At 35.0% G+C, this 25,630-nt stretch carries 28 protein-coding genes; 16 read left to right on the forward strand and 12 right to left on the reverse strand.

Annotated elements, in window-relative coordinates; translation table 11 throughout:
- The first annotated feature begins 8 nt into the window (after nucleotides 1–8).
- From J2S19_RS02465 to J2S19_RS02475, 3 genes are all read left to right on the forward strand, one after another.
- Complete coding sequence (locus J2S19_RS02465; RefSeq protein WP_307336718.1) at nucleotides 9–428, forward strand: hypothetical protein; 420 nt, start codon at nucleotides 9–11, stop codon at nucleotides 426–428.
- A 180-nt stretch (nucleotides 429–608) separates the two neighbouring features.
- The gene (locus J2S19_RS02470; protein WP_307336720.1) at nucleotides 609–1,289 is read left to right on the forward strand and encodes a Crp/Fnr family transcriptional regulator; all 681 of its coding nucleotides are present in this window, start codon (nucleotides 609–611) and stop codon (nucleotides 1,287–1,289) included.
- Nucleotides 1,290–1,391: 102 nt separating this feature from the next.
- Entirely contained in the window at nucleotides 1,392–2,390 is a 999-nt protein-coding gene (locus tag J2S19_RS02475; RefSeq protein ID WP_307336723.1) for a multicopper oxidase domain-containing protein, read from the forward strand.
- Nucleotides 2,391–2,950: 560 nt separating this feature from the next.
- Here the strand turns inward: J2S19_RS02475 and J2S19_RS02480 are convergent.
- The 8 genes from J2S19_RS02480 to J2S19_RS02515 all read right to left on the reverse strand — a co-directional run bounded on the left by J2S19_RS02480 (nucleotide 2,951) and on the right by J2S19_RS02515 (nucleotide 7,301).
- On the reverse strand, nucleotides 2,951–3,181 hold the full coding sequence (locus tag J2S19_RS02480) for a DUF2249 domain-containing protein (RefSeq protein WP_307336725.1): 231 nt from the start codon (nucleotides 3,179–3,181) through the stop codon (nucleotides 2,951–2,953).
- A 127-nt stretch (nucleotides 3,182–3,308) separates the two neighbouring features.
- Nucleotides 3,309–3,605 (reverse strand): metal-sulfur cluster assembly factor, encoded by a 297-nt coding sequence (locus J2S19_RS02485; RefSeq protein WP_307336726.1) that lies wholly within the window; start codon nucleotides 3,603–3,605, stop codon nucleotides 3,309–3,311.
- 20 nt (nucleotides 3,606–3,625) lie between these two features.
- The gene (locus J2S19_RS02490; RefSeq protein ID WP_307336728.1) at nucleotides 3,626–4,873 is read right to left on the reverse strand and encodes a hypothetical protein; all 1,248 of its coding nucleotides are present in this window, start codon (nucleotides 4,871–4,873) and stop codon (nucleotides 3,626–3,628) included.
- 20 nt (nucleotides 4,874–4,893) lie between these two features.
- The gene (locus tag J2S19_RS02495) at nucleotides 4,894–5,121 is read right to left on the reverse strand and encodes a DUF2249 domain-containing protein (protein WP_307336730.1); all 228 of its coding nucleotides are present in this window, start codon (nucleotides 5,119–5,121) and stop codon (nucleotides 4,894–4,896) included.
- A 1-nt stretch (nucleotide 5,122) separates the two neighbouring features.
- Nucleotides 5,123–5,365, reverse strand: coding sequence for a DUF2249 domain-containing protein (locus J2S19_RS02500; protein ID WP_307336733.1), 243 nt, complete (start codon nucleotides 5,363–5,365; stop codon nucleotides 5,123–5,125).
- Nucleotides 5,366–5,549: 184 nt separating this feature from the next.
- On the reverse strand, nucleotides 5,550–6,692 hold the full coding sequence (locus J2S19_RS02505; protein WP_307336736.1) for a zinc-dependent alcohol dehydrogenase: 1,143 nt from the start codon (nucleotides 6,690–6,692) through the stop codon (nucleotides 5,550–5,552).
- A 24-nt stretch (nucleotides 6,693–6,716) separates the two neighbouring features.
- A complete protein-coding gene (locus tag J2S19_RS02510; RefSeq protein WP_307336738.1) occupies nucleotides 6,717–7,079 on the reverse strand; it encodes a spore coat protein in 363 nt (120 codons plus the stop codon).
- Between the two features lie 12 nt (nucleotides 7,080–7,091).
- Complete coding sequence (locus J2S19_RS02515) at nucleotides 7,092–7,301, reverse strand: spore coat protein (RefSeq protein WP_307336740.1); 210 nt, start codon at nucleotides 7,299–7,301, stop codon at nucleotides 7,092–7,094.
- A gap of 150 nt (nucleotides 7,302–7,451) precedes the next feature.
- Between J2S19_RS02515 and J2S19_RS02520 the strand changes: the two genes are divergently transcribed.
- The 11 genes from J2S19_RS02520 to J2S19_RS02570 all read left to right on the forward strand — a co-directional run bounded on the left by J2S19_RS02520 (nucleotide 7,452) and on the right by J2S19_RS02570 (nucleotide 20,620).
- On the forward strand, nucleotides 7,452–7,652 hold the full coding sequence (locus J2S19_RS02520; RefSeq protein ID WP_307336743.1) for a hypothetical protein: 201 nt from the start codon (nucleotides 7,452–7,454) through the stop codon (nucleotides 7,650–7,652).
- Nucleotides 7,645–7,941, forward strand: a complete 297-nt coding sequence (locus J2S19_RS02525) for a spore coat protein (protein ID WP_307336746.1) — start codon at nucleotides 7,645–7,647, stop codon at nucleotides 7,939–7,941. Before J2S19_RS02520 ends, J2S19_RS02525 begins: the two co-directional genes overlap by 8 nt.
- A 688-nt stretch (nucleotides 7,942–8,629) precedes the next feature.
- A complete protein-coding gene (locus J2S19_RS02530) occupies nucleotides 8,630–9,478 on the forward strand; it encodes a DUF6574 domain-containing protein (RefSeq protein WP_307336749.1) in 849 nt (282 codons plus the stop codon).
- Nucleotides 9,479–9,628: 150 nt separating this feature from the next.
- Entirely contained in the window at nucleotides 9,629–11,065 is a 1,437-nt protein-coding gene (locus tag J2S19_RS02535) for a zinc ribbon domain-containing protein (protein ID WP_307336753.1), read from the forward strand.
- Nucleotides 11,065–12,378, forward strand: coding sequence for a beta-N-acetylhexosaminidase (nagZ, locus tag J2S19_RS02540; RefSeq protein ID WP_307336756.1), 1,314 nt, complete (start codon nucleotides 11,065–11,067; stop codon nucleotides 12,376–12,378). Before J2S19_RS02535 ends, nagZ begins: the two co-directional genes overlap by 1 nt.
- 399 nt (nucleotides 12,379–12,777) lie before the next feature.
- The gene (locus J2S19_RS02545; RefSeq protein ID WP_307336759.1) at nucleotides 12,778–14,718 is read left to right on the forward strand and encodes a zinc ribbon domain-containing protein; all 1,941 of its coding nucleotides are present in this window, start codon (nucleotides 12,778–12,780) and stop codon (nucleotides 14,716–14,718) included.
- Between the two features lie 129 nt (nucleotides 14,719–14,847).
- A complete protein-coding gene (locus J2S19_RS02550; protein WP_307336762.1) occupies nucleotides 14,848–16,074 on the forward strand; it encodes an ABC transporter permease in 1,227 nt (408 codons plus the stop codon).
- Nucleotides 16,074–17,234, forward strand: a complete 1,161-nt coding sequence (locus J2S19_RS02555; protein WP_307336765.1) for an ABC transporter permease — start codon at nucleotides 16,074–16,076, stop codon at nucleotides 17,232–17,234. The genes J2S19_RS02550 and J2S19_RS02555 overlap by 1 nt, the downstream gene beginning before the upstream one ends.
- Complete coding sequence (locus J2S19_RS02560; protein WP_307336768.1) at nucleotides 17,221–17,949, forward strand: ABC transporter ATP-binding protein; 729 nt, start codon at nucleotides 17,221–17,223, stop codon at nucleotides 17,947–17,949. The genes J2S19_RS02555 and J2S19_RS02560 overlap by 14 nt, the downstream gene beginning before the upstream one ends.
- A gap of 44 nt (nucleotides 17,950–17,993) precedes the next feature.
- Nucleotides 17,994–19,856, forward strand: coding sequence for a zinc ribbon domain-containing protein YvbJ (locus J2S19_RS02565; RefSeq protein ID WP_307336771.1), 1,863 nt, complete (start codon nucleotides 17,994–17,996; stop codon nucleotides 19,854–19,856).
- 191 nt (nucleotides 19,857–20,047) lie between these two features.
- Nucleotides 20,048–20,620 carry a DUF6434 domain-containing protein gene (locus J2S19_RS02570; RefSeq protein WP_307336773.1) on the forward strand — a complete coding sequence of 191 codons (573 nt, stop codon included), beginning with the start codon at nucleotides 20,048–20,050 and terminating at the stop codon, nucleotides 20,618–20,620.
- A 61-nt stretch (nucleotides 20,621–20,681) separates the two neighbouring features.
- On the opposite strand, the gene J2S19_RS02575 is transcribed toward J2S19_RS02570, so the two are convergent.
- From J2S19_RS02575 to gvpU, 3 genes are all read right to left on the reverse strand, one after another.
- Nucleotides 20,682–20,984 carry a YnaG family membrane protein gene (locus tag J2S19_RS02575; protein ID WP_307337491.1) on the reverse strand — a complete coding sequence of 101 codons (303 nt, stop codon included), beginning with the start codon at nucleotides 20,982–20,984 and terminating at the stop codon, nucleotides 20,682–20,684.
- A 291-nt stretch (nucleotides 20,985–21,275) separates the two neighbouring features.
- Nucleotides 21,276–22,667 carry an amino acid permease gene (locus tag J2S19_RS02580; RefSeq protein WP_307336776.1) on the reverse strand — a complete coding sequence of 464 codons (1,392 nt, stop codon included), beginning with the start codon at nucleotides 22,665–22,667 and terminating at the stop codon, nucleotides 21,276–21,278.
- A gap of 419 nt (nucleotides 22,668–23,086) precedes the next feature.
- The gene (gene gvpU, locus J2S19_RS02585) at nucleotides 23,087–23,506 is read right to left on the reverse strand and encodes a gas vesicle accessory protein GvpU (protein ID WP_307336779.1); all 420 of its coding nucleotides are present in this window, start codon (nucleotides 23,504–23,506) and stop codon (nucleotides 23,087–23,089) included.
- A 213-nt stretch (nucleotides 23,507–23,719) separates the two neighbouring features.
- Here gvpU and J2S19_RS02590 point away from each other — a divergent pair, with 213 nt between their 5' ends.
- Nucleotides 23,720–24,358 carry a LysE family transporter gene (locus tag J2S19_RS02590; protein WP_307336781.1) on the forward strand — a complete coding sequence of 213 codons (639 nt, stop codon included), beginning with the start codon at nucleotides 23,720–23,722 and terminating at the stop codon, nucleotides 24,356–24,358.
- On the opposite strand, the gene J2S19_RS02595 is transcribed toward J2S19_RS02590, so the two are convergent.
- Nucleotides 24,353–24,637 (reverse strand): hypothetical protein, encoded by a 285-nt coding sequence (locus J2S19_RS02595; RefSeq protein WP_307336784.1) that lies wholly within the window; start codon nucleotides 24,635–24,637, stop codon nucleotides 24,353–24,355. The two genes, J2S19_RS02590 and J2S19_RS02595, sit on opposite strands and share 6 nt — an antisense overlap.
- Before the next feature lie 130 nt (nucleotides 24,638–24,767).
- On the opposite strand from J2S19_RS02595, the gene J2S19_RS02600 reads away from it, so the two are divergent.
- Nucleotides 24,768–25,550, forward strand: coding sequence for an ABC transporter ATP-binding protein (locus J2S19_RS02600; RefSeq protein WP_307336788.1), 783 nt, complete (start codon nucleotides 24,768–24,770; stop codon nucleotides 25,548–25,550).
- Nucleotides 25,551–25,630 lie beyond the last annotated feature (80 nt).

A 25,630-nucleotide genomic window follows, 5' to 3' on the forward strand; every position in this document is an offset into this window, starting at 1 on the left:
GAAATGAGATGAAGGTAGTTGACAAGCTAAAAAATTTTATCGTCGAACAGGATGTGTTACCTAAAGCGATACATATCAATCCAAAAGCATTGCAAGAAATCGAGAATGAAAAATTTGTCTATGTGTTACCCGACACAAAGGGAACTCCTGTGAAAAGGTTTATGGGCATTGAATTGATTGCTTCAAGCGATGTGAAAGAATTTAAAACGATTGAACAAGAAGGAAAAGGTGAGCGATGGATTGTAAAGCAAGAAGTAAAAAAGATTAAAGAAAGATGTATGAAGCTGAAGCTAGACGGTGAGATTGTAAAGGATGTTAGTCTTTTATTATCTTACATTAGTTATTTGGAAAGAGAATTAGAGGATAAAACAAACTATTTGAGTTATTTACGAACGAATGCAGTAGAACAACGACAAGATGGGCTATAATAATCATAGTTTAACTTAAAAAGGGTCTGTTTTCTCGAGGGGAAAGTATGAGAAAACAGATCCTTTTCTCGATAATTTGTTGAATTGATAATTGTTCTCAGAATCGTCAATTTTACAAGTGCAAATTTCTTTATAATAAAGGTATTGAAACCCGTCAGTATAAACTCGAGGAGTGACAGAATGGACAGGAAAATAGAAACATTACGGAATATCCCTATTTTTAGTGGACTTGATAACGATGAGCTCCATTACGTCCAAAATATTGCAATAAAACGAAGCTATAAGAAAAAAGCAATTGTGTTTCTGGAAGGTGAGGAACGTGAGGCTGTTTTCTTTATTCAATCTGGGATACTAAAGGCATATAAAATTGATGAAGATGGGAATGAACAGGTCATCTCGCTTTTGCATGATGGCGATATGTTTCCACATGTCGGCTTCTTTGATGCATCACCATATCCGGCAACTGTTGAGGTAGTTCAAGATGTGGAGCTGCTCGTTGTGTTAATCAATGATTTTGAAGAACTCGTCATGCAGCAGCCACAGATTGCGATTAAAGTGATGAAAATCATGGGAAAGAAAATCTTAGATTTGCAGCAGCGTGTCCAAGATTTTATCTCTAAGGACGTGACACACAGACTTGTCGAAGTATTAATTAAACTTGCAAAAGAGCAAGGAATAAAAAATAAAGAAGGTATATCACTTCAAATTCCAATTACTAATCAGGATTTTGCTAATATGGTCGGAACCTCACGTGAATCAATCAACAGAATATTAAATCAAATGAAGAAGAATAAGCTTATCTTAACAGATCGTAATGGAATTTTTATATATGATTTGGAGAAATTGCAGAATTTCCAATAATTAATTCAACAAATCGAATAAATATGTGACTAACTTCACAAAGATGAAATGTTCTTCCTTTTATACTTGAGTTGCGGACTAATAATAAGGGAGAACGAATAGATGGAAATAAACTATAAAAAATTAATTATATCAAATGTTATTGGCTTAACAATGCTGGCTGGCTGTGCAACAAATGAGCCACCTCCTACTAACATAAGCACAGAAGAGACAGTTTTTAAACCACATGAGGGTGTAAATCAAAGTCCGATACCACTTGAAATAAATCGGTTGAATGAAAATGAAGTCCAGATTAATATGACTGCACAAATTACCGATATTGAAATTGACAAGGGTGTCTTTTATAAAGCATGGACATTTAATGGTGAAGCACCTGGTCCAGTTATCGTTGTAAAGGAAGGGGATTTCATTCATTTTTCATTAAAAAATATGGACCCGGCAGTACCGCATAGTATGGATTTTCACGCTGTTCATGCTGCACCTTCGGAAAAGTTCATAGATGTTATGCCTAATGAATCAGGAACTTTCACATATGAAGCAAGTAAGCCAGGGGTATTTATGTATCATTGTGGAACTGAACCTGTCCTCCAGCATATTGCAAATGGAATGCATGGTGTGATGATTGTTACGCCAAAGGGTGGGTATGAAACAGACAAAGAAATTGCGAGAGAATATGTTCTTATCCAAAATGAATGGTATGACTATAATAATCTTGAAAGCATGAAAAATGAAGAACCAACACATGTTGTGTTTTCAACAAAAGCATTAAAAACAGATGAATTAAACACAAATGGCAATGCATTTAGCTTAAAGGAAATGCCATTACAAGCTAAAGTCGGCGAGAAGGTTAGACTATATTTGAACAATGTGGGACCAAATGAGACAAGCTCCCTTCATGTAGTTGGTACGATTTTTGACGATGTGTATATAGATGGAAATCCAGCTAATCATCTTGAAGGAATGCAAACAGTTCTGCTCCCGGCAAGTGGAGGAGCAGTAGTAGAATTTACTGTAAAAGAAGCAGGAACATATCCGATTGTCACACACCAGTTTAACCATGCAGAAAAAGGTGCAATTGCACATCTAGAAGTAACGAATTAATGATTAGAATAGATTGAACAATTGTTGAGTGATGACTTTTGTTCAATCTTTTTTTGTTCAATATTTATAGTTCATTGTATACCTCCGATAATTTTTAGTCCGATGTCTCTCCAGTAGTGCAGCGAGAGAGGCTCACCATTCACCCTTATTGCTAAGTACTGTAGCAGCATTCTTCCAATACGTAACAAAGTAAATAACAACAATTTATATGTTTACAGCATTATATAAACCTTTTATAGAAGATAGGATTAGGAGCCGGTTTCCTTATATAAACACTAATTAATAATAATTGAAAGTATTCTAGTATCTGCTACAGTTGATGGACATTCATTTTATGAGAAAATATGGTCTTGCCGCATATGATCAGGCTAACTTATTCATAATCTTAAAGGGTAAGGGTGTATGGATGCATTTCTCTTGGGGATACTGGGATAGAGTTATTTGAAACAAACAGAGCCGCCTCAAAAAGTATTCTCTAAAAAGGATTAATAGAATGAGAGATTACTTTTTGAGCCAGCTTTATAGGGAAATGGGAACGGGCTTTATTTACTTATTTGTTATTATTTTTTAATTATTGAAACACGCCAAACATCAGGGCCTTCTTCAAGATAGTGCCACTCAAATTGATCAACATACTCAATCATGAATTGATAGCGAAGTGGTAATGGGTCGTGGTCATTCACAATTTCCATTACTTCACCTTTTTGTAGAGATTCAAATGTACGAATAATGGTTGGATGTTTTTCCTTTGGTTCATATAAGCGTACATCAATAGTTGTTGTAATTATCATTTTTATTCCTCCTTATGAACGATTACTATGAGACAAGTTTCACAAAATTAGCAAGGAGTTCCATCACTTATCTCACAATTAATAGTTTCCGATGGTAACTGTATGTGTAATATTATTCGTTCTAGCATCACCCCCATAAAAAAGCTTTTGCTGCTTTTGACATCTTATCTGGTGTCCATTCGGGTTCCCAAACGATATTTACATGAACTTCACGAGTTTCTTCATGAAGAGAAACAGCATTGATTACTCCAGTTTTAATGCTGTCATGTAATGGACAGCCAGGAGTTGTTAACGTCATCGTAATGTCAACGATGCCAGTTTCGATTATATTTACGTTATACACGAGACCAAGGTCTACAATATTTACGCCTAGCTCAGGGTCATCAACTGTTTTAAGAAGTTCAAAAACATCTTGTTTTTCCATAATAAGAAGCTCCATTCATATTATTTAGATAAAACTTTTATCATTTCAAAGAAATAAGCAATGCTTGTTAAAACGAGAATTATTTGTGAGATACGAAACATCATCGGCATATTGAGTACCATTGCTATAATATTGGCTAACATACAAAGGAAAATCATGATGAAAATACATTTGCCATTTTTTTCGTTTGTCATTTCTTTTAGAGAAAGAACTTTAGCCTTGCCGATTTTTTCACTATAACGATAAGTCCACCATAGAAACGGGAGGATTTTGAAAAGATAGCCTAATATACTTAGGGAGATCCATCCCGTTAACACAACATAAACGACTGCTGTGATGTGAACCGTTTGATTTATACTAACGCTGGTGAGTATAACAGTGATAATTGAGACTATACTTATTGGCCAAGCACAAAGAGCAACTTTAACACCTAGATCAAGGTTTTTCTTTAAGCGTTTGCTTAGAATAATTCGGATTTGCAGCATGAAACAAAGTAAACCAGCTAAAATAAGTGAATAGCCTAACCAAGCAAAAGTGTCGTATCTAGTAACTTGTTGTCCAACAATTAATAAAATACCAAGATTTATAAAATGAATCGTATATTGTGGTAACTTACTCTCATAACCATGTGACAATGTAAACATTGGGATTAATTTATAAGAAAAGCCAATGATAATAAGTGTAAACCAGCCAACTGTACCAAAGATAATGTGTATATAAAGGAACCGGTCATGCCATTCATCTAAATGTGGGATAAGGAAATCTAATGCTAACCAAATGCCGAATAGAATAGTTAGGAAGAAGTAAATTAATGATAGTTTAATAGCGAACCCAATTTCAGTTTTCTTTGCACCTCGTATACTTATCCACATATTTATTTCGAATAATATGATAGCGATTAATGTAATAAGAGAAAAAATAACAAGTCTGCTAGGGGAAAAGTCGATAAAACCCCAACTGATACCTAACACTCCAACTACGTAGAGGACATATTGGCTATAGCCTAAGCGTATACTAAAAATATTCACTTGCATGGCGACAGGCACTAATTGATACATCGCTCCCATTGTAATCATGACAGCAAAACCGAGTATTAGAATATGGACTGCAGCCCAAATAGTTGGTATACGTGCTACATCAATAGTTAATGAATTTGTTCCATTAAGTAATAAAGATTGTGCAACAATGAACAAAATAAGACCTGAAAAAATAAATAAAAGAGGTAGTCGAATATCTTTACTATTAAATGTATTTTGCGCAGGGATCATATTGGAAACTCCTTTCACGATTAGAGTTTAGCCTTTGTAATCATGATTTGATAACCTCCGTCTGGGTGTGGGGTTGTTTCATGTGTAAAGCCTAATTCCTCTAATTCTGGATAAAGAAACATCGGTGGTCTGTCGTTTATTATGATGAGGTATTCATCACTTGCGAGTGCTTCAAGCTTTTTTAAGGTTCGGATCATAGGCTGCGGTGGTTCTAGGCCACGATTATCTACTATATAAGGATTGGTCATCTTATTCTTCCTTTCTAAATAATACGGTCCAATGTTTCTTTTCAAGCTGATTTATTTCAATGGTAAAGCCTTTTTTCTTCATAATTGTTAGTAAAGGTGTCGGCTTAAAGGGTGCATGTAACAGAAAGGTTTCTGATTTTTTTAACAGTTTAACAGTCGTCATGATTTTTTCAAAAGGGTCACCTTTTTCTTTTAAAATAGGTCTTACGTCCAACTCGATTACGTTTTTTTTATTAGTAGTCATCACCCGTCATTCCTTTCTAGTAAACTATGCATGTATGTAGTGTACTAAGTTCTAAAGCATAATTTTGTGATGTGCATCACAATGATTGAAATGAATAAAAAGGGTGTCTTTAAACGTTTTGACTCCCTACAGAAAAAACTTTATCAGGAGTTTGTCCTTTTGTTTAAAGACACCCTATTAAGTATTATTGATGAGGCTTGAGGATTACTTTTATACAATTATCCGTTTTTGTGTCAAACACTTCATAACCGTGTTTCGCTTGGGAAAGTGGAATTTGGTGTGTGACGATATCGCTAAAGTCCAGCTTTTTATCTGTTACCAATTGATATAGTTTTGGTATTAATGGGATTACATGTGCTTGGCCCATTTTCATTTGCACGTTCCGTTGAAAAATATCCCCTAATGGGAAAGCGTTATATCTCATGCCGTATACACCGGTAAGTTGAATTGTTCCACATTTTTTCACAGCCTGGCTTGCCGTAACAATTGCACCCATTGCACCGCCATGAAGTTTTAAGCCTGTTGCAAGAAACTCCATTGGTGACATTTTTCCATCCATTCCAACACAATCGATGACAACATCTGCTCCACCGTTTGTGATTTCTTTCAAGTATTCACCTGTGTTTTTCTCAGTCTCAAAATTTACAATTTCAACGTTATTCGTCCGTTTTGCATGTTGTAATCGATAATCGATATAGTCAACTGCAATTACTCGTTCAGCTCCAAATAACCAGGAAATTTTTTGTGCTAATAAACCAACTGGGCCACATCCTAGGATAATAACGGTATCACCCTTTTTAACTCCGGCATTCTCCACAGACCAATAGGCAGTTGAAGCTGCATCAGATAAGAGAACTAAGTTTTCATCACTAACTTCACTGTTCTCGGGGATTTTAAACGGAGTGAAGTTTCCATAAGGTACACGTAAATACTCAGCTTGCCCTCCTGCGTAACCACCAGCATTTTCGGAATATCCAAAGTAGGAACCCATTTCAGCATTTTTATTTGAATTATCACATTGGCTTGTTAAGTCATGATTACAATACCAGCAGTGTCCACAGCTAATATTAAAAGGAATGATTACACGGTCCCCTTTTTTAACTTTTGTTACATCAGGACCAGTCTCTTCGACAATTCCGATTGGTTCATGTCCGATAATATAGTTTTCGGGTGTGTTCGGTATCATTCCGTGAATTAAATGCAGGTCAGAACCACATATTGCGGAGCTAGTGACTTTAATGACTATATCATCAGCTTTTTGAATCCTCGGGTCTTCAACCTCTTTAACAGCAACATCCTTTATGCCTTGATATGTAACTGCCTTCATCCTATTCGCCTCCTAAAAATTCCTCTATTTATTCGGGGTTGCAAATGTTCCTTGTCTATCTGTATCAGTTGGGAAGAGCTCCATACTTGCTATTGTTAAGGCCATATCTGCAGACTTAATATCTAATTCAATTTGCTTTTCAAGATCGTTTGGATAGAGCCACCCTTTTTCAATCATTAATTCTGAAATTTCCTGATGCAAATCAATAGCTTTTTCCATTTGCCGATACAAAGCTTGTCTCAATTCAGAACTTGCTGTTTCAGTTAGGGCAACAGCGTAGTAGCGGATTCCAGTCTTGACTGACAATAAGAAATCTAACGCAAAAGCCGAATCAGCCATTTTCGGCATACCTTCTGCATATTTTGGGTCTAAATAGTCCTCATTCATCAATGATCACCTCTAATAATTTGTTCGTGCCTTTTCGTATAGACCTTTTAATTCTTGGATAGCTGCAACTGATTGTTCAACATCCTTTTGCATAAGCTTTTTCAAGTCATTATCAAAACAAATGCCAATCATTAATTTAGAACGTATTAAACAAATTGTCTTAAAATTTAACATCTCATGGGTATCCATCGTTTCATGATAGGCAAGTGCATCTTCACTCATAAATTGTCACTCCTTTTTTACTTGTTAAGATGCCCGATAAATGCAAAAAAGTATAATAATTCACACTCCAATATTATCCAATTCTTTTATCGAATAAGATGATATTGTTTTGTTATTCTATTACTAAGAATCATTGGAGGAGCAGATAATATGACACAACCATTCGGTTTACATGAAACACTTGAGGTACATGAACTTCTAACCTTTAAAAACCTTGGTTTGACGAAGTCCTTTACGATGAGAGGCTTTGTACAAGACGTTGAATTAAAGGATTTGCTTACTGCAGACGTTGAACGCGGCAGAAATTTCATTAACCAATTACAGGAGTTGGTAGGTGATCTAGATGAATGATTTCATAAAAAAAATCGTTGGAATGGGTGGAATGACGGACCAAGTGATTGCAACTGATTTTCTAATTTCCACAAAAGCTGAAATTAGAAATATAGCATTTGCACTTACAGAAGCATCATCACCGAAAATAAAGGATACTTTAAGAGAACAGCTCAAAAACGCGGTTGATACGCATGAAAAGTTAACAAGCTATATGATTAACAAAGGAATTTATCATCCGAGTGATATAAAAGAGCAACTAAAAACAGATTTAACAATTACACGGACAGCATTAACTTTAACAGATTAATTTATCGGCTAACAAAAAGTGTCTAGCCCTTCTAACAAACACAAGTATATTGTGTTTTGGAAGAGGTAGACACTTTTATTTTGTTATATGGCACTTTTCTTTAAGATTGTGGCTGCACTAACCTTTTTAAGGTTTGTTGGAGCTGTTTGCTTATAAAGGGTTGACTACTTAACCTAGAGTTGGTATTTTTCTGCGGTGAAATGATGTGTTTCATTGCTCAGGAATATCTTTCGCTAGTTTGTAAGTTACTAAACCTTTCATATGATAATTTATTATTTTCGATTTCGCGCTTAAAACGGGTTTTAATTAGATTACATAATAAATTAGCTTTAACTTCGCCATGAACCAATATATAAAAGGTACTTATAAATATCAGTCTCAAAATCAACAATTTAAAATAAAAGAATCTTTATTAAATTGCCATAATTAACATACATATTACACTAGAGCTTTTTAAGGGGGATGAAGCTTTATCGTTTATAAAATATATAAAAAATAGGAGTCCTAAGCAAAAATTCATCATGAAAAATAAGAAAGTCAAGATTAACCCTACACTCTAACTAAATTATGTGTATAATAAAAGACGGATTAAAGAAACATGTCTAGTTTCCTCGAAATTTAACACAATTTGTAAAAGTAGAGGATAATAGAATGATTTTCTCACAAAAATAGATTAGGAGGAAGAAATGTGAATTGTAGTAATTGTGGACACCTTAATGAGGGTGGAAAGTTTTGTGTAAAATGTGGGACGAAGTTAGCTGGTGACTCAGCAACGGTTGAACAACAGCAATCGGCAACAATTGAAAACCAAGCTGCTCATGTACATACACAGCCTGTACAACCAGAACAGCCAACACAACCTGTACAGCCAGTTCAACCAGCTGAACCAAATAAGCATGTTGAGACAGCTAAAGCAATGTCGAAATTATATTTCTCATATTTTATTCAAGGGATAAAAAATCCTACAACGGCTGCACAAAGTGTTCGTGAAGAGCAGTTTATAAATGGCCTAATTACAATGATAATTTATGCACTATGTGTACCGTTAACTTTATACTTCGGTATTAAAGCAGCTCTTTCAGATATGTTTGGCGAATTCGGTAATGAACTATCATTTTCAGTTGTCTTAAAACCGATATTCTTTAGTATAATCATTTTAGGACTCATTGCGCTTGTCACTTTCGCAGTCATTAAGCTTGGTAGAGTACAAGTAACCATTAAAGATGTATTTGCTAGATTCGGGACATTCCTTATTGTTCCAACAGCTTTTATTCTCATTGGCTTTATACTTTCATTAATACAAGTTGAATTGTATACGTATTTATTATGGGCTGGCTTAGCAGGAATGCTTTTTGTTATTCCATTTACAATTTTTAGCTTCAAAAAAGATGTTACATTTGGATTAGATGCTGTATATGGAACATTGTTAACTTACTTATCAATCGTTATTATTTTCAAAGTGACAATTGATAGTGTTTTAGGTGATTTATACAAATATATTGGATTTGATTCTAGTTTCTTAAACTTTTTTAATTAACTTTTAAGAAATGAAGTATTTTCATAACGAGGGCAAGCGTCAGATTCATTTGGCGCTTGCTTTTGTTCAAGACCAGTTATTTGTTTCGGTCATTGCCTTGTTCCTTTTAAAAATAAAAAAATAAGTAAACTTATAGAGGGGGGATTCTCTATGGAATTTTGTCGGAATTGTGGTTCAAAATTGATAGAAGGGCATCAATTTTGTGCTGAATGCGGTGAACCAGTAAAATTGACGAGTCAGCAAGTACAAAAGCCAAAAGAGGAAACACCAGTAAAGCAAACAAGAAGTCAAGAAGTGAATCATGCACAGACACCAATTCCTCCTAAACAACCTTTATTTAAAAGTAAAAAATCTAAAGTATTAACAATTATCAGTGTCATCGTTATCGCACTTCTAGCTGGAGGATATTATTTTGTCAAAGACATGACATCACCTACGTCAGTTGCCGAAGGTTTTATTCATGCGATAGATAGCAAGGATTCCGGAAAGGTTAAGGGGTATATTAATGGTGGCCAGTATGAAAAAATCACGGACAAAGAGGTTAAAGCATTTTTATCCTACTTACATGAACATCCACAAATGCTCTCAGCTATTACCGATGGATTATTAGCTGATGCAGAGTCTTTAGAGGAAGGAAGCGCAGGCTCAATTTCTGAAGACTCAAATTCATATGCCTCATTGAAAAAAAACGGGAAAAAGTGGTTATTGTTTGATCATTATTCTGTGAAAATGGAAACTTACTATCTTGAGGTTGCGACGTCACATGAAAAAACTGAAATATATGTGAATGATGAAAAGAAAGCAACGATTGATGATGACAAGACAATAGGGCCATTATTACCTGGGGAGTATAAGATAAAAGCAGTTATCGATGGGGAATACGGGAAGGTAGAAGATGAAATCAAGATAGAAACTGAGGATTTTGAAGACGAAACAGATTCTATCCGCTTTGATTGGTCCGATTTTTACGTGTATGTATATTCTAATCATGATGATGCAATTCTATATGTAAATAATAAGAGTACTGAATCTGAAATTGGTGATATTGATGAGCTAGGACCTGTACCATTAGATGGTTCAGTTAAACTTTTTGTGCAAAAGAAATTCGGTGAAGAAGTCAAAAAGAGTAAAGTTGTTACCCTTAAAAAAAATACAACAGATGCTGAACTTTATATAGAATATGATGATACTGCATTGATTGAGGATTATGATTATGATTCGATTGACGCAACTAATGATGCTGCAAATATCCATGCGACAATACTTCAGCACTACGAGAGTATCTCAAATGATGATTTTGCATCAGCATATGACAAGTTCTCTAGCTCATATCAATCAAAGGTAACATTTGAAGGATGGACGAAAGGCTTGCAACAAAATATTAAAGATGAAGTGACAAAGTTAGAAATATCGAACATTGAAGGAACAACTGCTAAAGCAAATGTAGAAATGACTTCATATGATGAGCAACCTGATGGGAAAACATTAGTCCAAGAATGGGGTGGAACCTGGAATCTAGTGAAGGAAAGTGATGGTTGGAAACTTGAAAAAGCCCAATTAGAAAAATTAGCTTCCAGAACGGAATAATGAGAAAATCAAACAAAACAAAAGGAATGAAGCGATTCATTTCTTTGCTATTTCTACTGTTGGCATTGATTGTAGCAGCAAGCTATATTCTTAATTTGAATGGCAATGATGAAATGACGAATAGCAAAAAACAAGTCAATCCACATACTTATTCAGAAAAAGCGATCGAAACGAAGGAAGAACAGGTTTCAAAAGAAAAAAAGGCTGAGACGACATTTACTGAGCAGGAACAGACCGAGACCTCTCTTGAAAATAAGGTTAAAGATCTGTTGTCTACAATGACATTAGATGAAAAAATAGGTCAACTCATGGTAATCGGTTTTAACAGTAAGCAAATTGACAGCCATGCTAAGGAAATGATTACAGACTATAATGTTGGTGGAATTATTTATTATGACCGTAACATGGAAACACCTGCACAAGTAACAGAATTGAGCAATCAACTTCAGAAATTAGCTTTAGAAACTGATAAACAAATTCCTTTACTCATCAGCATTGACCAAGAGGGTGGTCAAATTGTGCGGATGAAGGAACAGGTCTCACCAATACCTTCTCAGCAGGAGCTTGGAAAAAAGGGAGATGCAAATACAGTATACGAAACAGCAGTTAAAAACGGTCAAGAGTTAAAGGCGATGGGAATACATGTAAACTTTGCTCCTGTTCTTGATTTGTCAGATACTGATAGTCGTTCATTTGGTTTGGACCCTAATAAAGCTGGTATGCTAGGTGAAAAGGTGATTGCTGGCTTTACTGATGCAGGTATAACAGGAACATTGAAGCATTTCCCAGGGAATGGTAGAAGTGATATTGATCCACATCATGAAACTTCATCAGTCGAAGCGGACCAACTTGATCTTGAGAATAATGATATTTACCCATTTAAAAAAATGATCGATGAAGTCGATAATCAAACGTTTTTCACAATGGTGACACATATTAAATATCCTGCCTACGACAAGGATAATCCAGCAAGTATATCGCCGATAATAATAGGTGATTTGTTAAGGGAAAAGCTAGGGTACAAGGGAATTGTTGTCACAGATGACCTGGAAATGGGTGCAGTCAATAAATATTTTACTTATAAAGATTTAGGCTCAAGTGCCGTTGCAGCTGGAGCAGATTTGTTATTAGTTTGCCATACATTAGAAAGTCAAAAAGAAGTTATTGCCGGAATTAAGGAAGCTGTTGCGAACAGGAAATTATCTGAAGAACGTATTGATGAAGCAGTAACAAGAATCTTAATGTATAAACTGTCTTCAATTACTGAAACAGAATCTGATATTGAAAAGGCAAAAAAGACGGTTGGTAATTAATTAAGGCTGTTTTCGTAAACATTGTTGCTTTTAACTGAGTTGTCGTTTAGGGTTTATTTCCGCTACAGTGCTCGCTTTCCGCGGGGTGGGTGGTGAGCCTCCTCAGCGTAAACGCCTGCGGGGTCTCACCTCTCCCACGCATCCCGCAGGAGTCTCGCACTTCCGCTCCAACAAACCCTTAAAAAGGTTAGTGTAAAAAGCCACAATCTTTTAGAAATGAGCCTTAATTAAAAACGCTGTTTTCGTAAATCATGAGGTATTTACATCATGATGGTATAGTTTGTTGTAGGTATTGTCCTCACAAAGGCCGAGGTGGAAAGTTCCAGCCTTCAGGATTTACCTGCTAACAAACTTCCTATAAAAGCAATAGAAAAATTAATGGGAGTAGGGGAATAAAAAATGATGTATTGTTCAAACTGTGGTGCACAGCATGAAGAGAATTCAAAATTTTGTGCATCTTGTGGTACAAAGTTTAACGTGGAAGTTAACACAACTCAAGAAACGATTAACAATGAGCCAGAAATAAACATTGCCCAACAACAAACAGCAGCGAATATTGAAACGGGTAACAACACAGTTGTAAAGACGAGAAAACCACTATCTACACTTAAAAAATCACTTATTGTAGCAGGGATTGTCGTAATAGCCGGAGTAGGAACAGCTGCAGGCATGCTCCTACATAAATCACCAAAAGAGCTGTATTTGTTATCAGAATTAAACTCTTACAATCAAATGGTTGAGAATCTTGATAGCAAATACGGTGACAAACTAGAATTTCAAGAAAAGGCACTTGAAAAACCATCAAGCTCTGAAACAACAATTAGCGCTGATTTTGAGATTGAATCTTTAGAATCAGACCCAGATGTTCAAATGGTAAAGGATATTTTAAGTGAAGCATCACTTAAAGCAAAGACAGAAATGAACCCATTAACGAATGAAGGCTTCTATTCTTTAGGTGTCGACCTTGCTAACGAAGAGGCTGTTAATGTTGAGTTATTTCAGTCCAAGGAACAGCTGGGCGTTAAGGTACCTGTTTTATATGAGAAGTTCTTATATGTAAATCTAAACGAGTTCGGTGAAGTCATGCGAATGATGGACCCTAGTTATGATGGGCCAGACACTTTAGAGTTTTCAGATCTACAATTAAAAGACCTTGAATTAACAGATAAGGAAAAAGAACATTTACAGAAGCGTTATACAGACTTTTTATTAGATCATTTAAAAGATGAACAATTTACACTTCAAAAAGGTGTTAAATATGAACACGATGGCCAAAACCTTAAATTAGACAAAGTAACATTTGAAATGTCTAAATCAGAAGCAAATCAATTTGTTATTGATTTCATTGATTATGTGATTGAAGATTCGAAGTTGCACAAAATGCTCGTTGATCGAGTAGGTAAAGTTGTTGAAGCTGCAGCAACTTTAGAAGATGCTAGTTTAGAAGATTTTGATGCAAACGATATGAAAAAAGAGTTTATCGCGGAATTAAAAGATTTAAAAGCGGATTTAAAAGATACAAAGTATTTGTCAGGAATTAAATCAGAGATATTAATTGATAAAAATGAACAAATAATTGACCGCAATGTTGTGATCGGCTTTGATGAGGGTTCATCACATGCAGATTTAAAAATAACAAGTAAAAATGTCCCGTTAGAGGATAATGATAGATATAAAGAAATGAAGATTTCCGTTGTGACAGATGAAGATGAAGACTTTGAAGTTGCTTTTGAAATGACTAATAATATCGAAGCAAAGAAAGCAGATAATGTCATTGAAAATCTTAATTTTTCTTTCTATGTAACAGAGTACGGTGACTCAAATGAGATTTCACTTGGTGTTACATCAAATTACAAAGGGAAACCTGGTAGTAAACAAACGGTAAATCATGAATTTGATTTGAAAGCTTCAGGAGATGAATTTTATGACTTCCCTTCTGAAATATCGGGAACAATCGTTGAATCAAAAGAAATTAACTTGAAGAAAGAATTCGCTAATGAGAAATATGACTTCACATTTAATGTGGAAGATAGCTATGATTCTGGTTCAGTTATGTTAACAGTTGATACCAAAACACAGTTAAAGAAAAAGGCTGAGTTACCTGAATTAAGTAATGATTCTTCAGAAGGAATTAATGTTGCGAAAATTACTGAAGATGATATATATGAAATTCAAGAAAGTGTTTATACCAATATGATGGACCTTGCAGAAAAATTCGGTCTAAGCTATGAGGATATTTGGGGTTCTTCATACGAGGATGATTATTATTATGAAGAAGACTTCTTCGGAGAAGACTACGAGGATGCTTACTTTGATGAGGAATCGCTAGAAAGCTATTAAAAGAGAGCGGAAAAAATAAGAATAACTAACGAAATGTCTGACTCCTCAAGTGCGTTTATTTAATCGTATTAATAAGAGGAGCCAGACTTTATGTAAGTTATTATGATACATTTAAATTGGAGTCATGCTATGAAAAATGTCATTGTTTTTACAGGCTTTCAATTGAATATTTTATGGAAAAATAGGAAGTCAGCTATATTACTATGGCTAAGTCCTATTTTCTTTTTTTGCTTGCTTTTATTTATCGGGATGTCAGTGATAAATGATGAGCGTCGTGTCGATACGTTTCAAATTGCCATCGTGAATGATGACCCTACACTTGAAACAAAACTTGTAATCCAACAACTTACCGAGAATGAAGATTTTAATCAGATTATTCATACACTACAAATCGATGAAAAACAGGCATATGAATTACTAGAAAAAAATGAGATTGCAGCAATCATTTACATTCCTAAAGGGTTTAGTATGGATGTAACACAAGGCATTAACACACCTGTTCAAGTAGTAGGAAATAAACATCAGCCGTTACAAGCGCAAATGATCCGATACGTGATGGAAAGTGCTGCTAAATACACATCTGCCGCACAAAGTGGGATTAATACTGTTAATGACTTTATGAAGGAAGTTGATCGTGCAGAGGAAGACCGTTCTGATATCGTGAAACGGGCAATTATTTCTTACTCGTTACACGTTCTTGGAAGAAATGATGTTTTTTCGGAAACAGAGCAACAAAATCTCTATCAGGAAAGCATGGTTGAATATTATCTTGTTTCATTTACAGTCTTATTAGTGATGATATGGTCATTTATCGGTATTTTGCTGATGAATAAACAAATGAACCATTCCGTAAAACAACGATTACTTAGTCTCGGTGTTTCAAGCTTTCAAAGGTTGGTGTCAACATTTTTAGCAACATCTTTTATTGTGGTTGTCAGTATGATTTTAATCATTATTCCTTTAAATATGTTGGGTGAAGAGCAGTTAGTTTTCAACGCTTCTCTACTTTGCGCTATGATAAGCATTCCATTGTTGTTTACTGCAATATTTAGCTTGCTGCAATCGATTTTCGATCAAGAGCGCACGTTTCAATTATTCGGTATTGGCGTCATTTTATTTGGTGCACTGACAGGGGGACATTTCATTCCCATCATCTTTTATCCTGAATGGCTCCAGCACATTAGTCAATGGGTTATAAATACATGGGTGTTAAAACATATAATCACGATGTTTGAAGGGGATCCTTTGTTTGATCCCTCTTCCTATTTGTTATGCCTAGCTATCACAATTATTTTGCTCTTAGTATCGAAGATTATTTTGTACATACGATCAAAAGTGAAGGTTGGTGAAGGCTAATGAAATTGATGCTAATGAAGTTGTTGCAGTTAGTGAAAAAGCCAGCAATGCTCATTTTGTTAGTTGGACCGGTGCTATTAACACTACTATTCGGAACTGTTATTGAGTCACAGCAAGAGGAGTATGTCATTCCGATTGCAATCATTGATCATGACAAGTCAAGCATGAGCAAAACAATCACTAACAGAATAAAGGAACAAAAAAGATTAGTTATTCATGAAGTGACAAAGGAAGAGGCTGAGGAGCTCCTGGCTAAAAAGGAAATTGACAGTGCGTTTCACTTTAAGGAAGGCTTTCAACAAATGCTTCTCCAAGAAAAACGCGAAGGTCTAATTGAAATAAAAATAGTACCAGCCTCGATTGCTTATCCAATTGTACGGGAAGTTATTGCAAGTGAAGTGACAAGAATGACGAGTGCTGTAAAAGCAGCTAACCAAGTCGTGAATCTATATAATCAATATGAAACGGAAGTAAGCAATCCTAAAGTCATTTGGAATGAGGCATTTGCTTATACGGAAAGTCAATGGGATCCTGTGCCATTGATGACGATCGATTACCGAGAAGCAACCAAAATGGCTACAAACGACGTAACAATGTCAACAAGCTTTTCACCTTTTCTCGGGTTATGGGGATTTTTTACGATGATTACGAGTTTTCTCCTATCTGATTGGATAATCAAAGAACGGAGAAATGTTTTTTCACGTATTCGCACGAGCTATTATGGTATACCGAATTATCTACTGCAAACTGCAAGTGCAATGTTTATTTTCCAGATGATACAGTCAACGATAAGCTTCTTAATGATGACGCAATACAACTATATTGATTTTGACCCATCAATTATCTTATTGATGTTTATTTATTGCTTTATTAGCATTGGAATGGCAGTTTTTGCTGCAACATTTTTTCAACAAGTCGGTAGCTATTATGTTTCTTCCATTCTTATCAGTTTAGCAACATCTATCTTTAGCGGAAGCCTTTTTCCGATAGGAGAGTTTTTAGGGAAGGTTGAAATTATCACGACTTATTTCCCACAGGCTTTACTTATCGTATCGGAGGGTACCACAAGGCATGTTAGCGAAATCATCATACTAATTATCACAGGGGTATTCCTCTGGGGATGGTCAATTTGGAGGTTGCAGATAAATGATAAGCATTGAAAATGTTCACCGTCATTATGGTAAAAAGAGCATACTTAACGGAGTGACGCTACAAATTCAGGATGGGGAAATATTTGGCCTCTTAGGTCCTAACGGTGCTGGGAAGTCCACCTTATTGTCAATCCTAACAACAGTAATGAAACCTTCTGAGGGACAAGTATACATGAATGGATTTGATGTGACGAAGCAGCATAAGCAAATTAGACAAATGATTGGCTATGTTCCGCAAGACATCGCTTTATGGGAAGAACTAACCGTAAAAGAAAATATTAGGCTTTGGAGCAAATTTATCAAAACAAAGATTCCAAAAGAGAGAATGATTCAAGTCTGTGAGGAAGTTAATTTGCACAATAAGTGGCACGAGAAGGTTTCACAGTTATCAGGCGGAATGAAAAGGAAATTAAATATCGCGGTTGCCTTGCTACATGACCCAGACATCCTCTTAATGGATGAACCAACTGTTGGTATTGATATACAGTCAAAACTAGAAATAAATGAGTATATGAAAGTATTAGCAAAGCAAGGAAAGACAATCGTATATACAACACATGATATGAGTGAAATAAAAGGGCTATGTAGTCGTATCGGTGTATTGAAAAAAGGGAAATTGACGTTTATTGGGACAATTGAAACAGCTAAAGCATCTATTAATAATCAGCTAAATAAACCGATAATAAATGAGGAAGAGATTATTTTTCATTTATTGAAGGATTAAAAAAAGAGAGAAAAGTAGATTTATTCGTTTAGGGGGCAATATATATGTTATTTTGTAAGGAATGTGGTGCACAACTAAAGGAAGGGGCAGCCTTTTGTCCATCCTGTGGGACTAACGTTAAGACTCATGAAAGTGAAAGAATCGATCAAACTCGCCAACAAATCGCACCAGCTAAGAAGATGTCAAAAAAGAAAAAGCTTGTAATAGCAGGAATTAGTGCAGCTGTTGTTATACTATTTGGCGCATATAAAGTTGGCGAACATTTCACAGATAAAAATCGAAAAATAGAAAACTTTGAAATGGCCTTAATAGAGGGAAACACTGAAAATGTAGCAAAACTACTCAATACAAATGATCCACAATTAAAAATTTCAGAAACAACGGTTAAAGGATTTGTAGACTACTACAAAAAACATCCTAATGAAGTCAATGAATTAATCAATAATTTACAAGACCAATCGACGTATATCGATAATAATACGAATAAAAAGAGTACATCTTCATTTTTCAGTGAGGATGATTTGAAAAATGGTGTTGTTAATTTGAAGAAAGATGGGAAGACGTGGCTGTTCTACGACAACTATACTCTAGAAGTAGAAGAAGTATATGTTTCTATTTCTACGAATTATAAAAACACACAACTTTCCATTGCCGGAAAAGAAATTGGCAAAGCGGATAAAAAGAATTTTGAACAAACATATGGGCCATTCTTACCTGGTATTTATAAAGTCGAAGCTAAACTAAAAACTGATTTTGTTGATTTGAAGAAAAAGAGGGAAGTAACATTAATTGATGTTGGTTCAAAAGTGAACATTGATATGTATTTGGAAGGTGAAGAAGTAACGGTAGATATGGAGTCATTTGACCCAACAATTAAGGCAGAATTGTTCATTGACGGTAAAGATGTGAAGATAAATCCAAACGAAAATCCGACGTTTGGTCCTGTTTTAACAGATGGGTCAATGAAACTCAATGTTGAAGCAACATTACCATGGGGAAAAGTGAAAACAAATGAAATACCTATATCAAGCAGTGAAGTGGAAATTAATCTTGGACAAAGCAAAGACCTTCAAGAAACAATTTTTAATCAAGTAGTAAGCTATTCTAAGGAAGCACTAGAGGCGTATACTTCAGGAAGTGCGGATAAGGTAACAACGGCTACCAATCGCAACAAGGAAGATATTCTCGAAAGAATTGAATACCTCCAATACAGAGAAGAGTATTATAAAGGGCAATATTTAGGGACAACCTTTGCAATTGATTCACTTAATGTAGAGTATAACGGTGAACAATGGGAGGCTGAGGTAGAAGTTTTACAGACGTATAATGAAGCTGAGTATTATGAAGGTGAAACTCCTCAGCTAGAGAAAAATGAAGTAAATCGTGTTTATACACTAGTTTATAACGAAGAAAACAAGAAATGGCTTATCGAGACAATGGATTATTCTTATGGATATGGAACTGACAACGTCAAGGAAATAAACGAAAAAGAACCAAAAACATACCAAACGAGCTGGGGAAATAGCAAGATTACCGATGACAAATCACAACAGATTGCTTCCTTTGTTGAAGAGTATATGTATGCAAGCGTAGATGCGATAAATGCAGAAAATTTCTCAATTGTTGAGCCATATCTCGACTCCTCGGGCAAGAAATATAATGAACAAAAAGAATATACAGCTTATTTAAATGAAAAAGGAATCACAGAGGAATTACTAAATATAGAAATTAAAGAAGTGAAAAAGCTTGATGACACTACTTATCAAGTAACTTCTCTAGATGAGTACAAGCTTATGTACAGTGACGGAACAGATAAAACAACTAGCTTTAAAACAGTCCAAAAGGTGAAAATTCAATCTGATGGTTCATTTGCGATGAATGAGTTAATCAGCACAGATGAACAATAATTGGATGTGTAAGTTTAAGGCAAAATATTAGCAGACGTAAAGGTGGTATCAATTGGATACCACCTTTTTTATGCATTGACAAAGAAGGAGGGGATTGAAAACAAAAATAGTCTTGTTAAGAATTGGAATTGTTTTGAAAAATAGAAACAAATGTTCTATAATGTAATTAAAACAATGAAGGGGAGAATTAGTTGAGACCTATTCTATCGAAAGATATTCATGTCGATACATTTAAAGATTATTACTGGTTAAAAGAAGAATTACAAACCTTTTGCAGGGAAAATGGAATAAGTGCCTCAGGTTCTAAAAATGAGATATCGACTAGAGTGGAGATGTTTTTGCAGACAGGCAAAATAATTAAACCGAAAAGAATTACTAGAGATAAGCAAAAGGTAGCTGAAACTGATACGACTTTAAGCCTTGATACAGTCATTACAGAAGGACATCGTTGCAGTCAAAATGTAAGAGCCTTTTTTAAGTCAGTCATTCCGAAATTCCACTTTTCCACCTATATTCAAAATTACTTTAAAGACAATATCGGAAAAACTTATCAAGACGTAGTGAATGCTTGGTATATGGAAGAAGAACGCAAGAAAGATTCTGCATACAAAACAAATATTGGACCTCAATTTGAATACAATCAATTCATCCGTGACTTTTTTGCGGACCCAAATAATAAGGGGAAAAGTCGTGAACAAGCGATCAATGCATGGAATGAAATAAAAAAACGACCTGGAAGCAATAAATATACGGTTTCCAATTAGGTAACATAACGAAGTTGACTTTAATAGGAATAGCTAAAAAGACTAGAAATGATTGTGTTCATTAGACACCGAAATAAAATGTTCCTAAAACATGATAGATTATTGGAAACATGAACAGTAATATATTTATGATAATTCCAATCAATGATAGTTTACCTTTGTATAACCTATAGGAGATAAAGCCCAACATTGCTCCGATTGGACATAAAAAGATTGGCATAATCACTGGTAGACCTTGGAGCTTTTCTAACAGAATGAATGCTGAGAAGAAGTTAATAATCAGAATTGTTACAACTACAGGTATTAAAATTGAAATGATTCCTAGCACAAAATTATGATTACTTTTGTTACCTAACACATTCATGTTCACAATTAATGGATCCTTTTCAGTTGGTTGTTAAATGTTATAGTTTGTGACGAATTATTTATGAACCAACTAATTATACCATAAAGTTCCAAATGAATTATGAGAAAACATAATGATACTAAATTGAAATAGTCAATACATATTAATCTTAGATATAAAGCTAGAAAAGCATTCTTGTTGTGAATAAAACAGCTATAGGTTGATGAGAAATAAAAAACGCTTGTGCAAAATCTCAAGCGCTTTACTTGTTATATGAAAAATAGGAAACCATCAGGCAACTGTAATCATCTAATAATACTTAATAGGCTTGCTTGATTTCGTATCGTCACTATTTTTCCACTTCTTTCTCATAAATAAGCAAAAGATAAAAATAATCGAAACGAACAATATACTAACGAAGAAGCCTGGACGTATTGCTTTTTCTAGCAATGTCCCTGTAATTGCAGCGAAAATAAGTGTAATTCCTATATAGGCAAGTATTTTCCCCCAGCCTTTGCTTTTCAATATTCGCAAAGATGAAATGATGATAAAAAACCAGTTATACAAAATTAAAATCCCTGCAGCAGTTGTAATGTATTCGTAGATTTTACCTGGAAGTAATAATGCTGTAATAATTGAGGCAAGAAGCCCAATTGCTGCTAGTGTTAAGGATGGGAGGGGCAGGTTTTTAAATTTAAGCTTTTTTGAAAACATTTTAGGTGCATCACCATCCTTAGCCAGTGTAACAAGTAAGTTAGTCACTCCGAAAAGTGAAGCGGTCATTGTTGAGAAACCAGCAATAATAATAGCAGCATTAAAAACATGCGGGAAGAAAGATAAATTGTAATTTGTTAAAGCAGTAACAAAAGGGCTTTCTTTCTCATGAAATAGGTCAACTGATACTAACGAGACTGCTAAAATAAGTGAAAGTACATATACAGTTGCTAAGCCTATTAGCATAACTTTACCTGACTTCGGTGCATCAGACTTGTCCTTAAGTTGCATGGCCATTAATCCAATTACTTCAATCCCACCATACGCATAAAATGCATAAATTAATGATGCCCAGAAGCCTCTAAAACCATTATGGAATAATTCCTTCGGTGCTAATGAAAACCCATTTGGTTTAGCATCGCTTGGTATCCAACCGAAGAGGGCAACAATAGCAATGATGATGAACATAATAATCGCTGAAAATTTAATAATTGCTAGTAAATTCTCAATTCTATCAAATCCGCTTGTCCCTGTCAGGACGACAATGATTGCTAATATTGCATAAATAGAGGCAAATACCCATAAAGGTACATGTGGAAACCAAAAGCGTGAAAGGATTGATAGTGCGGTTAATTGGCTTCCCATAATAAGAATGTTTGAGCACCAATAATTCCAACCACAGCTAAAACCGGCCCATTTGCCGTAAGCTATTCTGGCATAGTAGCAAAATGAACCCTCTTGTGGGTCATCTGCTGTCATTTTAGCTAAAACATTGAAGACTGTATAAGTACCCAAGGCAGCAAGCAGGAAGGAAAACACTATCGATGGACCTGTAATACCAATCCCTATTGCTGAACCGAGAAAATATCCTGTCCCAATCGTGCACCCAACCCCAACAATGGACAATTGCCACCATTTTAATTTCCCTTCATCAGAAGCTTTTTTTGGTTTCTGATTTGAGCCAGGACTACAGCTTACCTTACTCATACAAACCCTCCTAGGTCAAATAATTCCAGTAACTTGTCTTAAAATGAACAGATAAAGACGAACCGTTTCAAAAGTCCATCACTCGAGAAGAACTATTGATTCAGTCGGTATATTATGTTAATAATAGTTTTTTAAAAAAAGTTGTTGTATTACAAAAGGATTATGATTGGTTCGTTAAAGTTGAAAGTAAAAACTAGTGTATACATAGGTTGTTCTGTCTTATGTAGTTGTTTACCGCGTGAAATTCACACTAAAAGAGCGGTGGTGGCTTGCATATCGGCGTACAAACTAGACGCAACTAGAAATTTACTTATTGTGACGCTGAAGCAAGGAAGCTCACCACCCCATCGCTACCGTGAATACTCTTGCAGTATTCATTTAAATCCAACTAAGTTAAGAGCAGCATCAATGTTAACAACCTATGTTAACGAATCAAATGAAAATCCATCAACTGAAGAAACTTTACCTCGCCACCATGTACCTTTAGATAAGTCATCGTTTGTTCCATTAAAATATCTTGCATCCTTCAAATGGATATATGAGGGAGAGAATTCTTCTGATTCTTCTTTCGAATCTTCATCTTTCTGCTTGGCATATGCTTCTTTTAAATCATTAAACTTTTTCGAAATGATTTTAGACATTGTATTATCGTATAATGATTTAGCGGATTCGGTAATGCCATCATAATAAGCAGTTGCACCAATAAGAGTACCTGATATGATTGCACCACTTACACTAACTGTCATTTTTACTTCTACTCCATCTTCCTCAACTAAACGTAAGAACATTAGAAGAACCGCATCATCAGTACTTAATTCTACAGGCTCTTTATCTGCCACAATCAATCACCTCTTTTAACTAGATATGGTTATCATGCCCGTTATTTCTATGGTCAAACAAAGAAAAATTACCAATTCACTTTAAAATTTTCACTCGTAACTGTCATAGCTCATAGCCCTTTTCATATAATGTACAAGTTGTCATTTTCTAATCAAAGATAATTTCTTGTAACATAGCTTCATTTCAAAACTAGATGAAAAGAGTGGTCCTCATTGAGCATAAGTATTATCATAAGCTACATTTTTTTAGGTATTTCGTTAGCCGCTCCTATTGGTCCAGTTAATTCAGTACGGTTAGATAAAGGGATAAAAAATGGATTTTGGCATGCATGGATTGTTGGAGCTGGGTCAATGATCGCTGATGGTCTCTTTATGCTATTTGTTTATTTAGGTATGGTCCAATTCATGGACATCCCTGTCGTACAAATTTTTCTATGGTTATTTGGTGGATTCATTCTCATTTATTCTGGATTTGAGAGTATTATTGGTGTAAACAAAGTAGCCTTGACCTACAGCAGAAAGAAAGAGTCATTAACGAAATGTTTTTTTACAGGGTTTATCATGTCAATTACAAGTCCATTATCAATTTTATTTTGGTTAGGGATTTATGGTTCTGTATTAGCAAAAACTGCACAAATGAATGGTACAGGCCAGTTGTTATTATATAGCTGCATGATATTTGTAGGACTGACGATCTGGGACGTATTCGTCGCTTCTTTAACTACCTTTTTTAGAAAGTATTTAAATGATACAAGCTTGAAAATCATTTCGATTATTTCGGGAGTATCATTGCTTGGTTTCGGTTTTTATTTTGGTTACCAAGGTATTATTGCGTTGATTAACGGTTTATGAGTCCTCATACCGTTTATCTGTTTTTTTACTTTTGTCATCGTGTGTTGGATGGGAATGAGGAAATTGTCTTTGTAAATCTTCATGTAATGTTCGATTTTCATATGCAAAATTACTATAGTACTGTTGCCCTTCTTGCCAAGGAGTACTTTTATTTTCTACTTTTTCATTTTTGCGAATCGGCGACCCGAACGGACCGTCTGGAAACTCTTCAGCAGTAAGAAAATCCCTACCAGTCTCTACATTTGAAAAATCACGATATTCTTCATCATTATTTAGCATCTTATACCTCCTAAGTCTCTAGCATTACAAGGTAGTGTTACCTGTTTTTCACAGAATATGATTTGATTGCTAGAGATTATGTAGATGATCTTGTAAGATGGAATAATAAACGTATTAGGGAGAGTATGGTATGGATACTGTCATAAAATTAACAGATGTATCACTAAAAAGGGATGGACACTGGCTATTACGAGATATTAATTGGCATATTAAAAAACATGAAAATTGGGTTTTATATGGATTAAATGGAGCAGGAAAAACAGCATTATTAAATATGCTTTGTGCTTACTATTTTCCTACTATAGGTAATGTCACAGTGCTAGGAAGTGTTTTTGGACGAGACTATTTAGCAGAGGAGCTACGAAAGAAAATTGGTATAGTATCAGCTAGATTGCAGCAAAAGCTTTATCCGGCAGATACAGCCTATGAAATTGTGCTAAGTGGTGCTTTTGCATCGATAGGTTTATATGATAAACCTACTGAAGCTATGAGGCAAAAAGCAATTGATTTATTAAAAGACTTACACTGTTTAGAATACGCAGATAGAGCTTATGAAACATTATCACAAGGTGAGAGGCAGAGAATATTAATTGCAAGAGCTTTAATGGCAAATCCGGAGCTGTTAATTCTCGATGAGCCGACGACAGGCCTTGATTTTCTTGCAAGAGAACGATTATTAGAAGCTCTAACTAGTATAAATAGGTGGGAAAACGCTCCAACTTTATTATATGTAACACATCATGTTGAAGAAATACTACCGATATTTACACATACGCTGCTATTGAAAAAAGGAAACGTGTTTGCGACAGGAAAAACAGAGGATGTCATACAAACTAAAAATCTTTCTGAACTTTTTGATTGTGAAGTAATTGTAAAATGGGAGAATGGAAGAGCAACTTTAAGGAAAAAATAAATAAGCTGGCAAAAGTGGGCGACAAGAAGGTCAGACCTAACCAACAAATCTGATATAGAAGTAATCTATCTTTTATTTCT

The organism is Metabacillus malikii, from assembly GCF_030813355.1.
Taxonomy (GTDB): domain Bacteria; phylum Bacillota; class Bacilli; order Bacillales; family Bacillaceae; genus Metabacillus; species Metabacillus malikii.

Bases quoted from the DNA above. Each gene is read 5' to 3' on its own strand.
- J2S19_RS02465 (WP_307336718.1), top strand. From the start codon at position 9: ATGAAGGTAGTTGACAAGCTAAAAAATTTTATCGTCGAACAGGATGTG.
- J2S19_RS02470 (WP_307336720.1), top strand. From the start codon at position 609: ATGGACAGGAAAATAGAAACATTACGGAATATCCCTATTTTTAGTGGA.
- J2S19_RS02475 (WP_307336723.1), top strand. From the start codon at position 1,392: ATGGAAATAAACTATAAAAAATTAATTATATCAAATGTTATTGGCTTA.
- J2S19_RS02480 (WP_307336725.1), bottom strand. From the start codon at position 3,181: ATGATAATTACAACAACTATTGATGTACGCTTATATGAACCAAAGGAA.
- J2S19_RS02485 (WP_307336726.1), bottom strand. From the start codon at position 3,605: ATGGAAAAACAAGATGTTTTTGAACTTCTTAAAACAGTTGATGACCCT.
- J2S19_RS02490 (WP_307336728.1), bottom strand. From the start codon at position 4,873: ATGATCCCTGCGCAAAATACATTTAATAGTAAAGATATTCGACTACCT.
- J2S19_RS02495 (WP_307336730.1), bottom strand. From the start codon at position 5,121: ATGACCAATCCTTATATAGTAGATAATCGTGGCCTAGAACCACCGCAG.
- J2S19_RS02500 (WP_307336733.1), bottom strand. From the start codon at position 5,365: ATGACTACTAATAAAAAAAACGTAATCGAGTTGGACGTAAGACCTATT.
- J2S19_RS02505 (WP_307336736.1), bottom strand. From the start codon at position 6,692: ATGAAGGCAGTTACATATCAAGGCATAAAGGATGTTGCTGTTAAAGAG.
- J2S19_RS02510 (WP_307336738.1), bottom strand. From the start codon at position 7,079: ATGAATGAGGACTATTTAGACCCAAAATATGCAGAAGGTATGCCGAAA.
- J2S19_RS02515 (WP_307336740.1), bottom strand. From the start codon at position 7,301: ATGAGTGAAGATGCACTTGCCTATCATGAAACGATGGATACCCATGAG.
- J2S19_RS02520 (WP_307336743.1), top strand. From the start codon at position 7,452: ATGACACAACCATTCGGTTTACATGAAACACTTGAGGTACATGAACTT.
- J2S19_RS02525 (WP_307336746.1), top strand. From the start codon at position 7,645: ATGAATGATTTCATAAAAAAAATCGTTGGAATGGGTGGAATGACGGAC.
- J2S19_RS02535 (WP_307336753.1), top strand. From the start codon at position 9,629: ATGGAATTTTGTCGGAATTGTGGTTCAAAATTGATAGAAGGGCATCAA.
- nagZ (WP_307336756.1), top strand. From the start codon at position 11,065: ATGAGAAAATCAAACAAAACAAAAGGAATGAAGCGATTCATTTCTTTG.
- J2S19_RS02545 (WP_307336759.1), top strand. From the start codon at position 12,778: ATGATGTATTGTTCAAACTGTGGTGCACAGCATGAAGAGAATTCAAAA.
- J2S19_RS02550 (WP_307336762.1), top strand. From the start codon at position 14,848: ATGAAAAATGTCATTGTTTTTACAGGCTTTCAATTGAATATTTTATGG.
- J2S19_RS02555 (WP_307336765.1), top strand. From the start codon at position 16,074: ATGAAATTGATGCTAATGAAGTTGTTGCAGTTAGTGAAAAAGCCAGCA.
- J2S19_RS02560 (WP_307336768.1), top strand. From the start codon at position 17,221: ATGATAAGCATTGAAAATGTTCACCGTCATTATGGTAAAAAGAGCATA.
- J2S19_RS02565 (WP_307336771.1), top strand. From the start codon at position 17,994: ATGTTATTTTGTAAGGAATGTGGTGCACAACTAAAGGAAGGGGCAGCC.
- J2S19_RS02575 (WP_307337491.1), bottom strand. From the start codon at position 20,984: ATGAATGTGTTAGGTAACAAAAGTAATCATAATTTTGTGCTAGGAATC.
- J2S19_RS02580 (WP_307336776.1), bottom strand. From the start codon at position 22,667: ATGAGTAAGGTAAGCTGTAGTCCTGGCTCAAATCAGAAACCAAAAAAA.
- J2S19_RS02595 (WP_307336784.1), bottom strand. From the start codon at position 24,637: ATGCTAAATAATGATGAAGAATATCGTGATTTTTCAAATGTAGAGACT.
- J2S19_RS02600 (WP_307336788.1), top strand. From the start codon at position 24,768: ATGGATACTGTCATAAAATTAACAGATGTATCACTAAAAAGGGATGGA.